We start from the raw sequence: 19,296 nt of genomic DNA, 5'->3' as shown, positions 1-19,296 counted from the left end.
ATAAACGTATGGCCGGTAATAGTACGTTCGGACAGGTGTCGCGGGTTCCCCACCCATATGAACTTCGGGTGTCCCGGGCATTTCTCACACCCCGCGCGGCGCGCCTGCGAGCTCCTCGCCGGCAGGGGCTGGCCTACTGGTTCGCACCCCCGCGTTGTCCGGACGCCCCACCAGCAGGCAGGATGACCGACATGACGCACGCGATGCTGAAGGGCTCGAACGTCCCTCTCGACGCCATGGCCGTACGGGCCGTGCTGCGCTGGACCCCGGGCGCCGGGGTCCCGGATGTGGACGCCTCCGCCCTGCTGATCGACCCCTCCGGCCGGGTGCGCTCCGACGAGGACTTCGTCTTCTACAACCAGCCGCGGCATCCGTCGGGTCTCGTACGGCGCCTGCCCAAGCGCAGCTCCCCCGAAGGGCTCACCGACACGATCGAGGCGGATCTCTCCTCGCTCGACCCCTCCGTGGACCAGGTGGTCATCGCCGCGTCCTGCGACGAGGCCGCGTTCGAACGCGTGACGGACCTGCGGATATCGCTGTACGACGCGGCATCCGCCGACGGGGAGCCGCTCGCGGTGTTCGACGTGCGGGCGGAGACCGGTGAGGAGACCGCCGTCATCTGCGGCGAGCTGTACCGGCGCGGCGACGGCTGGAAGTTCCGGGCGGTGGGGCAGGGGTACCCGACGGGCCTCGTCGGACTGGCCACCGCCTTCGGGATCTCGGTGGACGAGGCCGAGGCGGCCTCCGAAGCCGGCCCGGCGGCCGTGCCCGGCGCCGGCGAGACGTCCGCGTCGTTCCCGCCGGCGCCGGAGCCAGCCGCGTCCGCCGCCGACTCCCAGGCCACGGTCCAGCACCAGCAGCCCGCTTACGGGTACCCACAGCCCCCTGTGGCGCCCCAGCCGGCCTACGGCTACCCGCAGCCGCCCACCGCTGCGCCCCAGCCCGCATACGGCTACCCGCAGCCCCCCGCGGCGCAGCCGGCGTACGGCTATCCCCAGCCCGCCGCGGCGGCGGCCCATGCGGCCGACCCGAATTTCGTGCTGCCCCCGCAGGGTCCGCAGTTCCTCCGGTCGTGAACCGGAGGTGCGCACACCCCTGGCGGTGCTCACTCAGGCCCGCGTCTTGTAGCCGCGTCCCCACTGCATGCCGAAGCCGTACATCCGGTCCAGCTCCGACTGGAAGCCGTACACGAACTTCACCTCGCGCCGCACGATCAGCTCGCCCTTGACGTTCTCCACCGTGAACACCGCGCAGGAGCGGGCCTGCGGGGCCCGTTCGTCCAGCTCGATCTCGATGCGCGGGCCGTTGCCCGGATAGAGCGTCACCTTGGCGTGCGTACGGTCGAAGGCCGGCGTCTGGTCGTAGATGTACACGAAGAACAGCAGGCGCTTGATCTCGTCGCGCTTGTCGAGGTTCACGTAGACGGTCTCGCCCGACGGTGCCCCGAAGCGGTCGTCGCCGCTCAGCCTGACGTACGGCGCCGCGTTCAGGTCGCCGATGAAGTTGCCCAGGGGCTGCACCACCCCCTTCGTACCGTCCATCAGTTCGTACATGCAGCCCAGGTCCAGGTCCACGTTGACCATGCCCTGGGTGTGCGCCTGGACGACATCGGGCTTGAAGAGCTTCAGCGGACGCAGCAGCCGTCCGCTCTGCCGCGACCTGCCGCCGAAGTCCGACGTCCGCATCCGCCACGACAGGTTGACGCGCAGGTTGCCCGTCAGCGCGCCCTGCTTGTTGAGCGAGACCGTGGCATTGCGCTTGGAGAGCACGATCGAGTTCGTCGCGGAGTTACCCGACTCGAACTGCGCCGCCCGCCGCGGAAAAAGGCCGTCCCAGAAGGCCATCCCAACCCCCACTCATATCGGTAAGTACCGTCCGGCCCCGTCTGTACGGTCCACACGCCCCACACGCCGCTGCGGGGCGGCCACCGGGCCGGGTCCGGGTGTTCCCGGAGAACCGCCGCCGTTGGCCGCCCCGCAGAGAGAGCGTTCCTCAATCCCTACCGGGTCACACCCCGGAGGAGACTTCCGCCTTCGGACCGGAGCCGCCGTCGTCGCCGCCGGCCGCCGCGAGCCGCTTGTTGCGGCGCACGGAGGACCAGAAGGACCAGCCGATCAGAATGACCCCGACGGAACCGGTGATGAGCTCGTTGATCTCGTGCTGGATGGTGACGAGCAGGATGACCGCGAGGGCGCCGATCGCGTAGTGCGCGCCGTGCTCCAGGTAGACGTAGTCGTCGAGCGTGCCCTGGCGGACCAGGTACACGGTGAGCGAACGGACGTACATGGCGCCGATACCGAGGCCGAGGGCCATCAGCACGATCTCGTTGGTGATGGCGAAGGCACCGATGACGCCGTCGAACGAGAAGGACGCGTCGAGGACCTCGAGGTAGAGGAACATGAAGAACGCGGCCTTGCCCGCCAGGACGACACCGGAGACCGGCTTGCCGGCCTTCCTGGCCTCTTCCTCGGCCTCGTGTTCGCGCTCCTCCTCGTCCTCGAGCTTCTTCTCGAAGAATCCGGAGAGACCGCCGACGACGAGGTAGGTGATCAGACCGGCGATACCGGAGAGCATGACCGTCTCCGCCTTGTTCGCGTGCCCGCCACCGTGCTGGTGGGCCTGGGTCGCGAAGGTCATGGCGGTGATCATCAGGATGATGAGGGCGACGCAGACCGACAGCATGTCGACCTTGCCGAGCTTGGCGAGGGGACGCTCCAGCCAGCCGAGCCACTTGATGTCACGGTCCTCGAAGATGAAGTCGAGGAAGATCATGAGCAGGAACATGCCACCGAAGGCCGCGATGGACGGATGGGCGTCCGTCACCAGTTCCTTGTAGCGATCGGGGTCGTTGAAGGAGAGGTCGATGGCCTCGATGGGGCCGAGCTGGGCACTGATGGCCACGATCACGACGGGGAAGACCAGTCGCATACCGAAGACCGCGATGAGGATGCCGATGGTGAGGAAGATCTTCTGCCAGAAGGCGCTCATCTTCTTCAGGATTCCGGCGTTGATCACCGCGTTGTCGAAGGACAGCGAGATCTCCAGGATCGACAGGATCGCGACGATGCCGAAAGCCTGCCACCCCCCGTAGAACACCGCTGCGACCAGACCGAGCGCGGTAACCGCGAACGACCAGCCGAAGGTTTTCAGAACCACTGGCTACCCCATCATGTGTGTAAGGGTCTCCCCCGGTGAGTACGGGGCTCCCCCGCGCCGTGCGCGGCTTTATGAAACGTTGACCCCGAAGTCTAGAGCGATGCCACGAAGCCCGGACGCGTACCCCTGTCCGACTGCACGGAATTTCCACTCCCCGCCATATCGGTACAGCTCACCGAAGATCATCGCCGTCTCCGTCGACGCGTCCTCGCTGAGGTCGTACCGCGCCAGCTCCTGACCGTCCGCCTGGTTCACCACGCGGATGAAGGCATTGCTGACCTGTCCGAAGGTCTGCCCTCGATTGTCGGCTTCATGGATCGAGACCGGGAAAACAATCTTGTCGCAGTGCGCCGGCACCTGCGTCAGGTTCACGATGACGGACTCGTCGTCGCCGTCGCCCTCACCCGTGAGGTTGTCCCCGGTGTGCTCGACGGAACCGTCGGGGCTGGTGAGGTTGTTGTAGAACACGAACCACTCGTCGCCGAGGATGCGGCCCGACTGGCACAGCAGTGCGCTGGCGTCGAGGTCGAAGTCGGCCCCCGTCGTGGATCGTGCGTCCCAGCCGAGCCCGACCAGCACCTGAGTGAGATTGGGTGCGGCCTTGGAGAGGGAGACGTTGCCTCCCTTGGCGAGCGTGACGCCCATGGTGTGTCCTCCCCGAGTCTGTGGACGGTCTGCCGGCCCGGCACGGGCGCCTCCGGACGCGGGGGCGCCCTGCCGAGCGCGTCCGGCGCCGCACGTGGTGCGGCGCCGGACGCGGATGGAGCTGGTGGTGTCCGGATGATCCTCCGGACCGGCTCAGACGTTGACGCCGAAGTCCTGCGCGATGCCGCGCAGACCCGAGGCGTACCCCTGACCGATGGCGCGGAACTTCCACTCCGCGCCGTTGCGGTAGAGCTCGCCGAAGACCATCGCGGTCTCCGTCGAGGCGTCCTCGCTGAGGTCGTAGCGGGCGAGCTCGGTGTTGTCCGCCTGGTTCACCACGCGGATGTACGCGTTGCGCACCTGACCGAAGCTCTGCTGACGGCTCTCGGCCTCGTAGATCGAGACCGGGAAGACGATCTTGTCGACGTCGGCCGGGACACCGGCCAGGTTGACCTTGATGACCTCGTCGTCGCCCTCGCCCTCACCGGTGAGGTTGTCCCCGGTGTGCTCGACGGAGCCGTCGGGGCTCTTGAGGTTGTTGAAGAAGACGAAATTACCGTCGCCGCCGACCTTGCCCTCGGCGTTCGTCAGCAGAGCGCTGGCGTCGAGGTCGAAGTCACCGCCGGTGGTCGTCCGGGCATCCCAGCCCAGACCGACGATGACCGCGGTCAGGTTCGGCGCGGCCTTGGTCAGCGAGACGTTGCCGCCCTTGCTGAGGCTGACTCCCACGAGTCCTCCAAAAGTGTTGCGAGGGCCGGCAGACACCAGCGCCCCCGTCGTGCGTTGGCATAGGATCAACGACTGGATCCTAGTGACCGGTTCCCGGCCAAAACAGGCTTTTGGCCGGTCGCCGCCAGGAGATCCCCGGATCCGGTGGGTCGCAAACCCGGATCCCGTACATCCCGGGTCCCGGATCCGCCACATCGCGGACTCCCGGACCCCGCGCGGGGCGCCGGTCCCGGGAACCTACCCGGATCAGATCGAGTCGAGCGCCTTGATGTAGTCGTTCAGGTCACGTGCGTCCGGCAGGCCGTTGACGACGGTCCAGCGGACCACGCCCTCCTTGTCGATGATGAAGGTTCCGCGCACCGCGCAGCCCTTCTCCTCGTCGAACACCCCGTACGCCCGCGAGGTCTCGCCGTGCGGCCAGAAGTCGGAGAGCAGCGGGTACTCGAGGCCCTCCTGCTCGGCGAAGACGCGCAGGGTGTGGATCGAGTCGTTGGAGACGGCGAGCAGCTGGGTGTCGTCGTTCTCGAACTTCGGCAGCTCGTCGCGGAGCGCGCACAGCTCGCCCGTGCAGACACCGGTGAAGGCGAAGGGGTAGAAGAGCAGCACCACGTTCTTCTCACCACGGAAGCCGGAGAGCTTCACGGTCCGCCCGTGGTTGTCCTTCAGCTCGAAATCCGGAGCCTGCGTGCCGACCTCGATCGCCATGTAAAACGCATCCCTTCGCAAACGTCATACTTCCCCGGCCTGGGCCGTCCGGGTGACACCCACCCTACGCAGCGTCCCCCGGCGGGCCCGGGGAGGCCCGCCGGGCACGTACGAAGGCCCCCGGCGGCGGGCTGCCGTCGGGGGCCTCGGGTGATGAAAGAGCTCTCAGCGCTTGGCCTTGGCCCCCTTGGGGGTGACCAGACGGCTGCCCGTCCAGTCCTTGCCCGCGCTGATGCTCTTGGTCTGGGCAAGACCAGCTGTCTGGGCAGCCTCGTTGATGTCGCTCGGCTCGACGTATCCGTCTCGGCCGGTCTTGGGCGTCATCAGCCAGACCGCCCCACCGTCCTCGATCAGACCAATGGCATCCACCAGCGCGTCCGTAAGGTCGCCGTCCTCGTCACGGAACCAGAGCAGGACGACGTCGGCGACGTCGTCGTAGTCCTCGTCGACGAGTTCCTGGCCGATTGTGGCCTCAATGCCCTCACGGAGCTCCTGCTCGACGTCGTCGTCGTAGCCGATCTCCTGGACCACCTGTCCGGGTTCGAACCCAAGCCTCGCGGCCGTGTTGGTCCGTTCCTCCGCGTGGTCCGCGGTCGCGCTCACGGGTTGCCTCCTGATCATGTTTCGGAAAATGCTGCAGCCACGCGCGTGCGCGGGGCGTTGGCCGTAGTCCACACGGGCTCGGCGAATCGCGCAAGTACCCGGCGTACGAGACCGCCTAAACGGTGACGTTCCCTGCCACGTCGCCGCAACGTCCGGCATGTCTCCTGCGGGGCCGGAAATGGTGTCCGGACCCTTTACGTCCTTCCTCAGCTTATGCCGTTTCGCTCCGCCATTCGGATTCGAACGGGCTTTGGGAACGCTTGGACGGGTTGGGCGTATGGTTGCGGTTTGGGCAGGGCCGCCCGAACCGCTGCTGGTGCTCGTGCCCGGACACGGCGTCCGGGAACCTTGTGTTACCCCACAGTAGAGATGACGTTTGGATCCTCGCGGTACACGATGGAGGCGGCTTACAGCAGCCACCCCGGGGGTACGTTCCCCGCAACCAGGCCCCGAAGAGCACCACCGAACAGCGAAGGAACAGCGTGGCTTCCGGATCCGATCGCAACCCGATCATCATTGGCGGCCTTCCGAGCCAGGTCCCGGACTTCGATCCTGAAGAGACCCAGGAATGGCTCGACTCCCTCGACGCCGCCGTCGACGAGCGCGGCCGTGAGCGGGCCCGCTACCTGATGCTCCGGCTCATCGAGCGCGCCCGCGAGAAGCGCGTGGCCGTGCCCGAGATGCGCAGCACCGACTACATCAACACGATCGCCACGAAGGACGAGCCGTTCTTCCCCGGCGACGAGGAGATCGAGCGCAAGGTCCTCAACGCGACCCGGTGGAACGCCGCGGTGATGGTCTCCCGCGCGCAGCGCCCCGGGATCGGTGTCGGCGGCCACATCGCCACCTTCGCCTCCTCCGCCTCGCTGTACGACGTCGGCTTCAACCACTTCTTCCGCGGCAAGGACGACGGTCTGGGCGGCGACCAGATCTTCTTCCAGGGACACGCGTCCCCGGGGATCTACGCCCGCGCCTTCCTGCTCGACCGGCTCAGCGAGGCGCAGCTCGACGGTTTCCGCCAGGAGAAGTCGAAGGCCGGGCACGCGCTGTCCAGCTACCCGCACCCGCGGTCGATGCCGGACTTCTGGGAGTTCCCCACCGTCTCGATGGGCCTCGGCCCGCTCGGCGCGATCTACCAGGCCCGGATGAACCGCTACATGGAGGCGCGCGGCATCGCCGACACCTCCGCCTCGCACGTCTGGGCCTATCTGGGCGACGGAGAGATGGACGAGCCGGAGTCCCTCGGGCAGCTCTCCATCGCCGCCCGTGAGGGCCTGGACAACCTCACGTTCGTGGTCAACTGCAACCTGCAGCGACTCGACGGCCCGGTGCGCGGCAACGGCAAGATCATCCAGGAGCTGGAGTCACAGTTCCGCGGGGCCGGCTGGAACGTCATCAAGCTGGTCTGGGACCGCACCTGGGACCCGCTGCTCGCGCAGGACCGCACGGGCATCCTGGTCAACAAGCTGAACACCACCCCGGACGGCCAGTTCCAGACGTACGCCACCGAGACCGGGGCGTACATCAGGGACCACTTCTTCGGTGACGACCCGCGGCTGCGCGACATGGTCAAGGACATGTCCGACGACCAGATCCTGCACCTGGGGCGCGGCGGTCACGACCACCGGAAGGTCTACGCGGCGTACGCGGCGGCCAAGGCCCACAAGGGTCAGCCGACCGTGATCCTGGCGCAGACGGTCAAGGGCTGGACCCTCGGACCGAACTTCGAGGGCCGCAACGCGACCCACCAGATGAAGAAGCTCACGGCCGACGACCTCAAGCGCTTCCGCGACCGGCTGCACATCCCGATCGCGGACAAGCAGCTGGAGGACGGCAACCCGCCGTACTACCACCCGGGCCGCGACTCGGAAGAGATCCAGTACATGCACGACCGCCGCAAGGGTCTGGGCGGTTACGTCCCGACGCGCGTGGTGCGTGCGAAGCCGCTGCCTCTCCCTGACGAGAAGGCGTACGCGACCGCGAAGAAGGGCTCGGGTCAGCAGTCGATCGCCACGACCATGGCGTTCGTCCGTGTCCTGAAGGACCTCATGCGGGACAAGGAGATCGGCAAGCGCTTCGTACTGATCGCCCCTGACGAGTACCGCACGTTCGGCATGGACGCGTTCTTCCCGAGTGCGAAGATCTACAACCCGCTCGGCCAGCAGTACGAATCCGTGGACCGCGAGCTCCTCCTCGCGTACAAGGAGTCGCCGACCGGCCAGATGCTGCACGACGGGATCTCCGAGGCCGGCTGCACGGCCTCGCTGATCGCCGCCGGCTCGGCGTACGCCACGCACGGCGAGCCGCTCATCCCGGTGTACGTCTTCTACTCGATGTTCGGTTTCCAGCGCACCGGTGACCAGTTCTGGCAGATGGCCGACCAGCTCTCGCGCGGTTTCGTCCTGGGTGCGACCGCCGGTCGTACGACCCTGACCGGTGAGGGGCTGCAGCACGCTGACGGCCACTCGCAGCTGCTCGCGTCGACGAACCCCGCCTGCGTCTCCTACGACCCGGCGTTCGGGTACGAGATCGCGCACATCGTCAAGGACGGTCTGCGCCGGATGTACGGCGGGGCCCCCGACGAGAACGAGGACGTCTTCTACTACCTCACCGTCTACAACGAGCCGATCCAGCACCCGGCCGAGCCCGCCGATGTGGATGTCGAGGGCATCCTCAAGGGCGTGCACCGCTACCGGGGCGGCGAGAAGGGCCGGATCCCGGCCCAGATCCTGGCATCCGGCGTGGCGGTCCCGTGGGCCGTCGAGGCCCAGCGGATCCTCGCCGAGGAGTGGGACGTCAAGGCGGACGTCTGGTCGGCGACCTCCTGGAACGAGCTGCGCCGTGAGGCCGTGGAGGTGGAGCGTCACAACCTGCTCCACCCGGAGGAGGAGCAGCGCGTCCCCTATGTGACGCAGAAGCTGTCCGGCTCCGAGGGCCCGTTCGTGGCGGTCTCGGACTGGATGCGTTCCGTGCCCGACCAGATCTCGCGCTGGGTGCCCGGCGCGTACCAGTCGCTGGGTGCGGACGGTTTCGGATTCGCCGACACCCGGGGGGCGGCCCGCCGCTTCTTCCACATCGACGCGCAGTCGATCGTGCTCGCGGTGCTGACCGAGCTGGCCAAGGAGGGCAAGGTCGACCGTTCGGCTCTGAAGACGGCGCTCGACCGTTACGAGCTGCTGGACGTGGCCGCTGCCGGCCCCGGTCCGGCCGGCGGTGACGCGTAAGCGACGCACGGTTCCTGAAGAAGGGCGGCGGGCCCCCGGGTCCGCCGCCCTTCGGCGTCGCCGGGCGCTCAGTTCTCCCAGATCTTGAAGGCCCTGACCGTGTACGGCGACCTGGGCACCCAGGTGCCACCGCCGGGGTACGTCTCGAATTCGCCGGTCTCGGCGCACTCGGCGGACTGGTAGGTGGTGACGGGCCTCCCGGTGCGGTTGACCAGCGACTGGGCGTGGCTGCCTGCCGGCAGGGGGACGCAGCTCTCGATGTCCACGGTGGACAGCTCATGGGCCTGCCGGGCCCCGGTGAAGTCGGGCTTCGCCCAGAGGCAGAGCTGCCCCGCCCCGCAGGGTGCGAGGCCTGCCGGTGCGGCCTGCGGGGCGCTGCGGGCGCGCTCCTGGACGGAGTGTGCGGCCGGCGTGGCGCCTGAGGACAGGGCCGTGGCCGGGACGAGTGCGGTGGCCGCCAGGGCGGCGGCGAGGACGGTCGTGCGCATGGTGGATCAACCCCCGTGGTCGGGCGGGCCGGGTGGCTCGCCATGTCCGCACTCTGACCTGCGCGAGTACGGGCCGGGAAGGGCGGGGAGGGCGGACCACCCTGATAGGCGACAGCCCCGCCGGAACCGTCCGGCGGGGCTGTCGGATGCGCCGTGTTGACGCCGGGCCGGGACACCTGCCCGGGGTGGGCAGGTGTCCCCCAGGGGGTCAGATGTGACCCGCGCCCATTCCGGCCTCGGCGTTCGTGCCGCGCTTGGTGAGTGTGGCGACGAGGGCGGCTACCACCGCGACGATGCCCGCCACCATGAAGGCCGAGCTCATCCCCGACACGAACGTGTCATGGGCGACACCCGTGATCTTCGCCGTGATCTCCGGCGGGGTGCCGGGGGCGACCGGTGGCATACCGACCTTGATGGCGGCGGATGCCTGGTCCAGCTGCGCCGGGTCGACGGGCGGAAGATCGGCCGCCTTCCAGTTGTCACCGAGCTTCGCGTCGACCTGGGCGGCCATGACGGCGCCCAGGACGGCCGTACCGAGGCTGCCGCCGACCTGCATCGCGGCCTGCTGGAGTCCGCCCGCGACACCGGAGAGCTCCATCGGGGCGTTGCCCACGATGACCTCCGTCGCGCCGACCATGACCGGCGCGAGGCCGAAGCCGAGCAGGGCGAACCAGAGCGACATGGTCAGCGTGCCGGTGCCGATGGTCAGCTGCGACATGCCGAACATGGCGATCGCGACGGACACCATGCCGCCGACCAGCGGCACGCGCGGGCCGAACCTGGTGATCGCGGCGCCGGCGAGCGGAGAGCCGACGATCATCATCCCGGTGAGCGGCAGCAGGTGCAGCCCGCTGTCGACCGGGCTCATGCCATGCACGTTCTGCAGGTAGAAGGTGACGAAGAAGAGGCCGCCCATGAAGGCGAACGCCATCAGCACCATCAGGACCACACCGGCCGACAGCGGCACGGACCGGAACATCGCCAGCGGGATCAGCGGTTCGCGGACGTTCTTCTGGGACAGCGCGAACACGAAGAACAGGACGACGGCGGCGCCCAGGAATCCGAGCGTCTTCCAGTCGCCCCAGCCCCACTCGGAGCCCTTGATCAGTGACCAGACGAGGCAGAACATCGCCTGCGACAGCAGGACGATGCCCCCGATGTCGAAGGACTTCGGCGCGTTCTCGGCGCGGTGGTCCCTGAGGATCACGAAGCCGAAGAGGAGCGCGACGACACCGACGGGCACGTTGATGAAGAAGACGGACTGCCAGCTGACGTGCTCCACGAGCACGCCGCCGAGGATGGGCCCGCCCGCGGTCGAGGCGCCGATCACCATGCCCCAGATGCCTATCGCCATGTTCAGCTTCTCGGCGGGGAAGGTGGCACGCAGCAGTCCGAGCGCCGCCGGCATCAGCAGGGCACCGAAGAGGCCCTGCAGCACCCGGAAGAAGATGACCAGGGAGACGCTGTCGGAGAGACCGATGGCGGCCGAGGCGGCGGCGAAGCCCGCGATGCCGATCAGGAACGTCTGGCGGTGGCCGAAGCGGTCTCCGAGCTTGCCGGCGGTGATCAGGGAGACCGCGAGGGCGAGCATGTAGCCGTTGGTGATCCACTGGACGTCGGCGAGCGAGGCGCCGAGGTCCTGCTGGATGGCGGGGTTGGCGATGGCGACGATCGTGCCGTCGAGCGCCACCATCATCACGCCGATGGCGACGGCGAAGAGCGTCAGCCAGGGATGGCCGCGCAGCCCTTTCGCCGGTGCGGGAGCAAGGGTGTCTTCAGGCTCCCGCGGCGCCTTCTCGACAGTGGTCTGACTAGTCATGCACAGGACGTTATGTCAGTCACTGACAGTTGACGAACGAATTCACGGGACAGTAACTGTCACGTAGCTCACAGGTAGGCTGAGCAGCGCAGAGCAGCGAGAAGAGGTCCGGTACGTGACACGCACGCAGACATCCGGGGTGCCCGCGCAGGGGGCTCCGGGCGGGTTGCGCGAGCGCAGGAAGCGGCGCACCCGCGAGGCCCTCCTGCACGCCGCCCTCGGTTTCTTCACCACGCAGGGGTACGACCGGACCACCGTCGACGAGATCGCCGACGCCGTCGACGTCTCCCAGCGCACCTTCTTCCGCTACTTCGCGAACAAGGAGGCCGTCGCCTTCGCCGCCCAGGAGGCGGTGGACGCGCGCTTCCTCGCGGAGCTGCGTCGACGTCCCGCCGCGGAGGCCCCTTTCGAGGCGATGCGCCGGGCCGCTCTGAAGGCCTGGGACGCCACCCCCGAAGCCGACGGCGAGTACGTCACGGCCGAACTCCGGATGCGCGTCTACCGGATGATCGAATCGACCCCCGCCCTGCACGCCGCCCACATGCGGCGCCACATCGGCCTGCAGCAGCAGACCGCTCTGCTGATCGCGGAGCGTGAGGGTCTCGACCCGGACGCCGATCCGCGCCCCCGGGTCGCGGTGGCCGCGTTCTCCGGGGTGATGCGGCTGACCGGACAGCTCTGGGGCCGGCGGAGCGACGCGGGCGCGGACGCGCTCCGGGAGCTGACCGAACTCCACCTGGACCAGCTCGGACCTGCGCTCTCCGGCAGCTGGCGTGCCGCGTAGGTACACCCTTACGCGGACCGCACACGTGTGCCGCACCCCTCATCGGTGGCGCATGGCCGAACTCACAAAGCCCCGTCCGCTCCCGCCGTCTCGCGTATCCGGCGGGGCCCCGAGGGCACCGGTGTGTGAAGCCGGCGCACACGGAGCGTAAGAGACGGGTGGTCAATTCCCCGCGGTCGAGTGATCCGTGTCACCCCTGCGACGACGTCACGCGCCCGTCTCCTAGGGTGGGGCGCAGTGACTTCCTTCGACTCGTCCCCCACTCTCACCGCCTGGCGCGCGCTGCTCGCCATCGCGGTGGTGTTCGTGATGCTGGCGACCACCGGATGGACCGCCGTGCGTCACCAGCACTCCGCGGCGCCGCGCGAGATCGCGCTCGCTTCCTGGGCGAAGGACCGGATAGCCGGTCACGCCCTTCCCGACGTGAGCGCGCCGGCGTACCGGCTGGCCCACTTCTTCGCGACGCTCACGGCGGGCCAGCAGGTTGCCCTGGCCGACAAGTACCCGCTGGTGGTGGGGAATCTGAACGGCGCCCCGGCTCCCCTGCGCTACCGGGCCAACCGGCACGCCCTGGTGCAGGCGGAATCGGCGGAGGAGCGACGGACGCGGGACACACAGCTCTCTCCCGACGGACGACATCAGGCCGTGCTCCGGCTGGCACGCTTCCGCTCCCTGCTCGCCGGTGACCGGCAGATCCTCGCCTTCGACCCGTCGGGCCGGGGCCGGGCGGCCGAGGTCTTCGGCGACCTCGACCGCGCCGAGCGGGTCTCGGTCGTCGTGCCCGGGGTCGACACGAACCTTCTGACGCTGGAACGCGGCGGCATCAGGAAGAACGCGGCGCCCGTCGGCATGGCGCGGTCGTTGTACGGCGCCGAGCGCTCGGCGCGCCCCGGCTCGCGTACCGCGGTCATCGCGTGGGCCGACTACACGGCGCCCGCCGGGATCGGTATGAACGCCGCGCTGGGCGGACTCGCGGCGGCGGGCGCGGTACGGCTGAACGCCCTCGTGGAAGCACTGCCCGGCACGTCGGACGTCTCGCTGTTCTGCCACAGCTACGGCTCGGTCGTGTGCGGCCTGGCCGCACAGCAGCTGCCACCGAGGGTGTCCGACATCGCGGTCGCGGGCAGCCCCGGGATGCGGGCGGCCAGCGCCGACGCCCTGCAGACCCGGGCCAGGGTGTGGGCGATGCGGGACAGCGACGACTGGATCGAGGACGTACCGAACATGGCGGTCGGCGGGCTCGGACACGGCGCCGATCCGGTCGACCCGGCCTTCGGCGCGCGGATCGTGTCGGCGAGCGGCGCGGTCGGGCACAGCGGCTATTTCGAGCCGGGCACGGAGAGCCTCAGCAACTTCGCCGCGATCGGCGTGGGGGCCTATGACGCGGTCAGCTGCGCGGCCTCCGACGGCGCGTGCCACCGGGAGATTTCCGGCGAGCCGGAGGACCGACGCGCGTAGAAGGACGTCTGACGCGCGTAGAGAGCGGCGAACGGCCTGTCTGCCTGATCGCGATTCTGCCCGTACCGGAGGGGGACGTGCGGGCCTGTGCCACATACGATGAGGCACATGGGTGATGCGCTGGCCGGAATTCATGCCACCTGGGAGTTCGACACCGACTCCGTGCTCATCCGCTTCGAACGGGGGATCCGCACGCCGAGGCTCTTCCAGAGCCTGCGCGAACGCCGCGTTCCGTACGCGGCGCTGTCGTCGGTGACGCTGACCCCGGGCAAGCGGGGCACGGTGGTCCTGCACGCGGTGCCGAGGCCCGGTGCCGATCCACTGCTGGAGGCTGCGGCCGGGCAGCTTTCCGAGGGCAACGACCCGTACCGTCTGGTGCTGCCCCCCGAAAGCGAGACGCTCGCCGAGTACTACGCCGACGAGCTGCGCGCCGTGCTCGGATCCGAGGCGTCCCTGCCCGCCGAGCGCTTCATGGTGACGGCTCCCGAGGCGCCGATGCACTTCAAGGCGTACGACGGCCGGGCCGGTTTCGACGGTGCCCTGGTCTCCTTCCGGTGGTTCTGGACGGGGGCGTCGAGCGCCAAGTGGAAGGCGGGCGACCAGACGTTTCCCGTGGCGGATCTGGCCGGAATCGAGTGGCGGTCGCCCGAGGCCTTCGAGGGGTATCTGCGGCTGGTGCCGCGGGGCGCGGCGGCGGACGCCGAGGCGGGCGGCCCCGAGCCCGACCCGGCGCCCGGCGCGGGGAAGACCGGCGTGGCGCGTGTCCAGCCGGACCAGGATCCTGCCGCCGTCGTGTTCGGCCTGGGTTACGGACCGGTTCACGAGTCGCTGCCCTTCGCCGCGGCGGTCCTGGAATCCGTCCGCCGCACCCAGTCGGTGCCCGTCATGACCGCTCCCGTCCGGGTGGGCGGCGCGCGGCGGGACCCCGCGGACATCGCCGAGCGGATACGTCATCTCGGGGACCTGCACCAGGCGGGTCTGGTGACGGACGCGGAGTACAGCGCGAAGAAGGCGGAGCTCCTCGCGGAGCTGTAGGAGCCGACGGCTGCGGGACAGGCGCCCGGCGCGGAACGGGACGACCGGCGCCCCGGGTCCGCTCCCCGGCTGGCGTCCTCGGCCCCCTACCCGGGTAGGGGGCCGAGGACGGCAGTCCGCACCCCGGTATGACGCCGCCCGCCGCCTTCCCCGCCTACTCTGACCCGATCATGCCCCCTTCTCCCGCCGGGCCCCCGCCCGCCGACGGTCTGCTGAGCGCCGCCCGCCGCAATCTGCGCGAGCTCGCCCACGGGCTGTCCCACGCGTCCCATCCGCCGACCCCGCTGTTCGCCGAGTCGCCGAGGCGCTGGCTGCGTCTGCTGCCGTACGCCGTGGTGGTCGCGCTCACCGCCGTCTTCGTCCCCGTCACCATCGACGTGCTGACCAGCGACTACGAGGTGCCTGGCGGCCTGGCCGGGGCGCTGGCCGTCGGGCAGGCCGTGCCCATGCTGATGCTGGCGCACCGGCCGCTGCAGGCCTGGTGGATCGTCTTCGCCGTCGACATCGTGGGTGCCCTGGTGCTGCTGGCGCGGCCTGAGCCGCAGGGCACCATCTGGCCGTGGACCCCACCGGGCGTCGTCGGTTACCTCTTCGTGCTGCTGGCCCTGGGACTGCGCGAGAGCCGACGGACCGTGATCGGAGTGTGGCTGGTCACCGGCGCGGCCGGCCTGACGCTGCACCTGATCGCGCCCGTCCGCAGCGACGGCGGCGCGCTCCTGCTGTTCGTCCTCGGCGCGGTGGTGCTCGTGATCGGGGCTTCGGTACGGGAGCGGAGCGAGGCACAGCGCCGGCTGGTCGAGCAATGGACCATCAGCGAGTCCGAGCGGGCGCAGCGGACCCTGCTGGAGGAGCGCACCCGGATCGCCCGTGAGCTGCACGACGTGGTCGCGCACCACATGTCGGTGATCACCGTGCAGGCCGACTCGGCTCCGTACCGGATCAGCGGGCTCTCGGAGGAGACGCGGGCGGAGTTCGCGTCGATCGCCGCCGGTGCGCGGGAGTCGCTGGCCGAGATGCGACGGCTCCTGTCGGTGCTGCGCAGTGACGGCAGCCGGGGCGAGCTGGCCCCGCAGCCCGGTCTGGACAGGGTGCAGCAACTGGTGGAGGCGACGGTGCGGGCGGGGCTCCCGGCCGAGCTGTCGCTGGCGGCGGACGTCGCGGATGCGGTGGAGCGGGGCCGCGTGCCCCAGGCGGTGGACCTGTCCGCGTACCGCATCGTGCAGGAGGCGCTGGCCAACGTGGTCCGGCACGCGCCCGGTGCGCGGACGAGGGTGTCGGTCACGATGCTCGACGGCCATCTGACGGTGCTGGTCGTCAACGACCGGCCGCAGAAGCCGGGTCCGCCGCTGGAGGAGTCGGGGACGGGACACGGGCTGGTCGGCATGCGGGAGCGCGTACGGTTGACCGGCGGCACGCTCGACACCGGCCCCCTGCCGGACGGGGGCTTCCGGGTGGCCGCCCGGCTCCCGCTGCCGCCGCCCCGGCCGCCCTCGGCATCCCCGCATCCGGAGGACCTGTGACCATCCGCGTGATCATCGTCGACGACCAGGCCATGGTGCGGGCCGGTTTCGCCGCGCTGCTGGCGGCGCAGAGCGATATCGACGTGGTGGGCGAGGCCCCGGACGGGCGCAAGGGTGTGGAGGTCAGCAGGACGGTGCATCCGGATGTCGTCCTGATGGACGTCCGGATGCCGGAGATGGACGGACTGGCCGCCGCCCGCGAGCTGTTGGCCCCGCCGGTGGGCGTGGTCCACCGGCCGAAGGTCCTGATGCTCACGACGTTCGACGTCGACGACTACGTCTACGAGGCGCTGCGCGCCGGTGCGTCCGGGTTCCTGCTGAAGGACGCCCCGCCGGCCGACCTGATCTCGGCGGTGCGTGTGGTGGCGGCGGGGGACGCGCTGCTCGCGCCGTCCGTGACCCGGCGGCTCATCGCGGACTTCGCGCGTCAGCGGCCGGCGGCGCCGTCGGGCGGACCGGCGCTGCGGCTGAACGGCCTGACACCGCGTGAGACGGAGGTCCTGGAGCTGATCGCCCGGGGCCTGTCGAACCAGGAGATCGCGGCGCGGCTGGTGCTGGCCGAGCAGACGGTGAAGACGCACATCGGCCGGGTGCTGGCCAAGCTCGGCCTGCGGGACCGGGCGCAGGCCGTGATCTTCGCGTACGAGTCGGGGCTGGTGACCCCGGGGGACGCGTAGAACCTTCCCGCCGTGCCCCTGGGCGGCCCCCGGTGACCCCCGGTCAGAGGTGGGGCTCTCCCCCCGTACGCCCCCTACCCCGGTATCACCGGACAGTTGGCTCCGCGGGGTGACGCCTTGTCACCCGTCGTCTTCCTACCTTCCTCTCCGGCACACCGGACGGTGTGCGCGAGCAGGACGGGGAGGATACGATGCGCCGATTCGCGAGGACGCTGACAGCGTTCGCACTGGCGACCACCGTGGTGGCGGGGACGGCCGGCTGGGCGTCCGGGACCACCCAGCGGGCGGTGACGGGGCCGCCGCCCGGCAGCGCCGCGTGGCGTGCCGACGGGGTGCTGGGGCGGGAGCTGCCCGACCCGGGCCGCGCGCGTCCGGCTCGAGTGCAGAACTTCTTCCGTGGGCTGACCGCTGCCGAACAGCGGAAGCTGGTGGAACGGCACCCGTCGGTGGTCGGCAATCTGGACGGGGCGCCGCTGGAGCTCCGCTACCGCGCCAACGCCCGTGCGCTGCAGGCCTCCCAGGACCCCCGGTACGCCGGGCTCGCGCGGCCCGGCCGGCAGATCCTCGCGTTCGACCCGCGAGGGCGCGGCCAGGTCGCCGAGGTGTTCGGGGACCTGCGCTCCGCGCGTCATGTGTCGGTCGTCGTGCCCGGGTCGGACATCGACGCCGGGACCTTCGACCGGCGCGACGACGTGTACGGCACTCCGGCGGGCATGGCGAAGTCGCTGTACGCCGAGACGGGCCAGGGCAACGCGGTGATCGCCTGGGCCGGTTACACCACCCCGGTCGGACTCGGTCTGGACGCGGCGACCGGTGGTCTGGCCGAGGCGGGGGCCGGGCGGCTGACGCGGTTCACGGCGGGGCTGGCGGCCGACGGGCTCCCCGCGCCCAGCGTGTTCTGCCACAGCTACGGCTCGGTGGTGTGCGGGCTCGCGGCCTCCGGGATCGGGGCCACGGACCTGGTGGTGCTCGGCTCCCCCGGGATGCGCGCCGACGACGTGGCCGGTCTGCGCACCGGGGCACGGGTCTGGGCGGCCAAGGACGACACCGACTGGATCGACGACGTACCGCATGTCGAGGTGGCGGGTCTCGGGCACGGCACCGACCCGGCGGACGAGGAGTTCGGGGCGCGCCGGGTGCCCGCGGAGGACGCCGAGGGCCACACCGGGTACTTCGCTCCCGGCACGGACTCGCTCCGCGCCTTCGCCGCCATCGCCGAGGGGGTCTCCCGATGAGCGTGCGGCAGTTGGTCTCCCGGATCGACGCGGGCACCCCCGCCCACCGCGACCGTGCGGTCGACGGGCTGCGCGCCCTGGCCCTGGCGGCCGTGCCGGCGGGTCACTGGCTGCTCGGCGGATTCGACCTGGGCGGCGGGGGCGCGCTGCACAACGCCAGCCCGCTCTCCACGTTCGCCGTGTTCTCCCCGGTGAGCTGGGTGCTCCAGATGCTGGGCGTCTTCTTCCTGGTCGGCGGCTACGCCTCCGTCCTCTCCTACCACCGCAGGCCGTCCACCACCGGGGCGTGGCTGCGCGGCCGGATGGTCCGGCTGGGCAGACCGGTGCTCGGTGTGACCGCTGTATGGGCGCTGATGATTCCGGTGCTGTACGCCGCCGGGGTGCCCGAGGCCACCCTGCGTACGGGGGCGAAGCTGGTCATCCAGCCGCTCTGGTTCGTCGGGGTGTACGCCGTGGTCACGGCGCTCACGCCGTACTGCGTGCGCCTGGCCCGGCGGATCGGCGGCTGGGCGGCGGCCCCGCTGATCGGCTCGGTCGCCGTGGTCGACTTCCTGCGCTACGGGCCGTACGCGGACGCCGTGCCGTCCTGGATCGGCGTGCTGAACATCCTTCCCGGCTGGCTCTTCGCGTATCAACTCGGCGTCAGCTGGGGCCAGGGCCGTCTCTCCCGGGGCTGCGCCCGGCTCCTGCTCGCCGGCGGTACGGCGCTGTTCGCCGTGCTGCTGCTCGTCTTCCACTATCCGGCGTCGATGGTCGGCGTACCGGGCGAGGCGCGGACGAACTCGCATCCGCCGTCGCTGCTGGTCCTCGCGCTGGCCTCGGCGCAGAGCGGTGCGGCGATCCTGCTGCACGGCCGGATCGGCAAGGCGCTGCGCCGCCCCGCGCTGTGGGCCCCCGTGGTGGTGATCAACCTGTCGGCGATGACGATCCTGTGCTGGCACCAGACGGCGATGCTGGCCGCGGCCGTCCCGGCGTCGTTCGCCGGTGCCGTGCCCGGGCTGACGACGAGCCCGGACTCCGTCGGCTGGATCCTGGCCCGGCTCGCGTGGATGCCGTTGTTCGCCGCCCTGCTGGTACTGGTCTCCCGGTACGCCCGCCGGTTCGAGGCCCCTTGGGAGACGGACAGCCGCTCCGGGAAGGCCCGCCGGGCAGCGGCCGGGCTGCTCGCGGCGGGCTTCGCGGTCTTCGCGCTCCGGCTGGCGTGAGGCGCGCCGCAGG

Annotated in this window: 17 protein-coding genes; 9 read left to right on the top strand and 8 right to left on the bottom strand. The window is 70.3% G+C overall.

Going from position 1 to position 19,296, the window contains the following annotated elements:
- Positions 1-182 precede the first annotated feature (182 nt).
- Complete coding sequence (locus OO67_RS12260) at positions 183-1,076, top strand: TerD family protein (protein ID WP_033299706.1); 894 nt, start codon at positions 183-185, stop codon at positions 1,074-1,076.
- Between the two features lie 33 nt (positions 1,077-1,109).
- Here the strand turns inward: OO67_RS12260 and OO67_RS12255 are convergent, their stop codons facing one another.
- From OO67_RS12255 to OO67_RS12230, 6 genes are all read right to left on the bottom strand, one after another.
- Positions 1,110-1,844 (bottom strand): TerD family protein, encoded by a 735-nt coding sequence (locus OO67_RS12255; protein ID WP_033299704.1) that lies wholly within the window; start codon positions 1,842-1,844, stop codon positions 1,110-1,112.
- A gap of 163 nt (positions 1,845-2,007) precedes the next feature.
- Complete coding sequence (locus OO67_RS12250; RefSeq protein WP_033299702.1) at positions 2,008-3,156, bottom strand: DUF475 domain-containing protein; 1,149 nt, start codon at positions 3,154-3,156, stop codon at positions 2,008-2,010.
- 69 nt (positions 3,157-3,225) lie between these two features.
- On the bottom strand, positions 3,226-3,801 hold the full coding sequence (locus OO67_RS12245; protein ID WP_033299700.1) for a TerD family protein: 576 nt from the start codon (positions 3,799-3,801) through the stop codon (positions 3,226-3,228).
- Positions 3,802-3,954: 153 nt separating this feature from the next.
- On the bottom strand, positions 3,955-4,530 hold the full coding sequence (locus OO67_RS12240; protein ID WP_033299698.1) for a TerD family protein: 576 nt from the start codon (positions 4,528-4,530) through the stop codon (positions 3,955-3,957).
- Positions 4,531-4,776: 246 nt separating this feature from the next.
- Complete coding sequence (locus tag OO67_RS12235; protein WP_033299696.1) at positions 4,777-5,235, bottom strand: peroxiredoxin; 459 nt, start codon at positions 5,233-5,235, stop codon at positions 4,777-4,779.
- Between the two features lie 165 nt (positions 5,236-5,400).
- Positions 5,401-5,838 carry a DUF3052 domain-containing protein gene (locus OO67_RS12230; RefSeq protein ID WP_033299694.1) on the bottom strand — a complete coding sequence of 146 codons (438 nt, stop codon included), beginning with the start codon at positions 5,836-5,838 and terminating at the stop codon, positions 5,401-5,403.
- Between the two features lie 482 nt (positions 5,839-6,320).
- On the opposite strand from OO67_RS12230, the gene aceE reads away from it, so the two are divergent.
- Positions 6,321-9,062 (top strand): pyruvate dehydrogenase (acetyl-transferring), homodimeric type, encoded by a 2,742-nt coding sequence (aceE, locus tag OO67_RS12225; protein WP_033299692.1) that lies wholly within the window; start codon positions 6,321-6,323, stop codon positions 9,060-9,062.
- Between the two features lie 68 nt (positions 9,063-9,130).
- Here the strand turns inward: aceE and OO67_RS12220 are convergent, their stop codons facing one another.
- Both OO67_RS12220 and OO67_RS12215 read right to left on the bottom strand, forming a co-directional pair.
- The gene (locus OO67_RS12220) at positions 9,131-9,550 is read right to left on the bottom strand and encodes a peptidase inhibitor family I36 protein (protein ID WP_033299691.1); all 420 of its coding nucleotides are present in this window, start codon (positions 9,548-9,550) and stop codon (positions 9,131-9,133) included.
- Positions 9,551-9,758: 208 nt separating this feature from the next.
- On the bottom strand, positions 9,759-11,369 hold the full coding sequence (locus tag OO67_RS12215) for an MFS transporter (protein ID WP_033299689.1): 1,611 nt from the start codon (positions 11,367-11,369) through the stop codon (positions 9,759-9,761).
- A 115-nt stretch (positions 11,370-11,484) separates the two neighbouring features.
- Here OO67_RS12215 and OO67_RS12210 point away from each other — a divergent pair, with 115 nt between their 5' ends.
- From OO67_RS12210 to OO67_RS12180, 7 genes are all read left to right on the top strand, one after another.
- Positions 11,485-12,153, top strand: coding sequence for a TetR family transcriptional regulator (locus tag OO67_RS12210; RefSeq protein ID WP_033299688.1), 669 nt, complete (start codon positions 11,485-11,487; stop codon positions 12,151-12,153).
- A 237-nt stretch (positions 12,154-12,390) separates the two neighbouring features.
- Positions 12,391-13,611, top strand: coding sequence for an alpha/beta hydrolase (locus tag OO67_RS12205; RefSeq protein ID WP_033299687.1), 1,221 nt, complete (start codon positions 12,391-12,393; stop codon positions 13,609-13,611).
- A 108-nt stretch (positions 13,612-13,719) separates the two neighbouring features.
- Positions 13,720-14,646, top strand: coding sequence for a DUF4429 domain-containing protein (locus tag OO67_RS12200; protein WP_033300001.1), 927 nt, complete (start codon positions 13,720-13,722; stop codon positions 14,644-14,646).
- A 170-nt stretch (positions 14,647-14,816) separates the two neighbouring features.
- Positions 14,817-16,166 (top strand): sensor histidine kinase, encoded by a 1,350-nt coding sequence (locus tag OO67_RS12195; protein ID WP_208861004.1) that lies wholly within the window; start codon positions 14,817-14,819, stop codon positions 16,164-16,166.
- Positions 16,163-16,843: a response regulator gene (locus tag OO67_RS12190; RefSeq protein ID WP_033299684.1), complete on the top strand. Its 681-nt coding sequence runs from the start codon at positions 16,163-16,165 to the stop codon at positions 16,841-16,843. Before OO67_RS12195 ends, OO67_RS12190 begins: the two co-directional genes overlap by 4 nt.
- A 191-nt stretch (positions 16,844-17,034) precedes the next feature.
- Positions 17,035-18,078 carry an alpha/beta hydrolase gene (locus OO67_RS12185; protein ID WP_033299682.1) on the top strand — a complete coding sequence of 348 codons (1,044 nt, stop codon included), beginning with the start codon at positions 17,035-17,037 and terminating at the stop codon, positions 18,076-18,078.
- Positions 18,075-19,283, top strand: a complete 1,209-nt coding sequence (locus OO67_RS12180) for an acyltransferase family protein (RefSeq protein WP_033299681.1) — start codon at positions 18,075-18,077, stop codon at positions 19,281-19,283. The genes OO67_RS12185 and OO67_RS12180 overlap by 4 nt, the downstream gene beginning before the upstream one ends.
- The last annotated feature ends 13 nt before the right edge of the window (positions 19,284-19,296 follow it).

It is taken from the genome of Streptomyces atroolivaceus (assembly GCF_000717025.1).
GTDB lineage: Bacteria > Actinomycetota > Actinomycetes > Streptomycetales > Streptomycetaceae > Streptomyces > Streptomyces atroolivaceus.
Note: the sequence above shows the minus strand (reverse complement) of the source record. Positions and strands in the feature narration are given on the sequence as shown.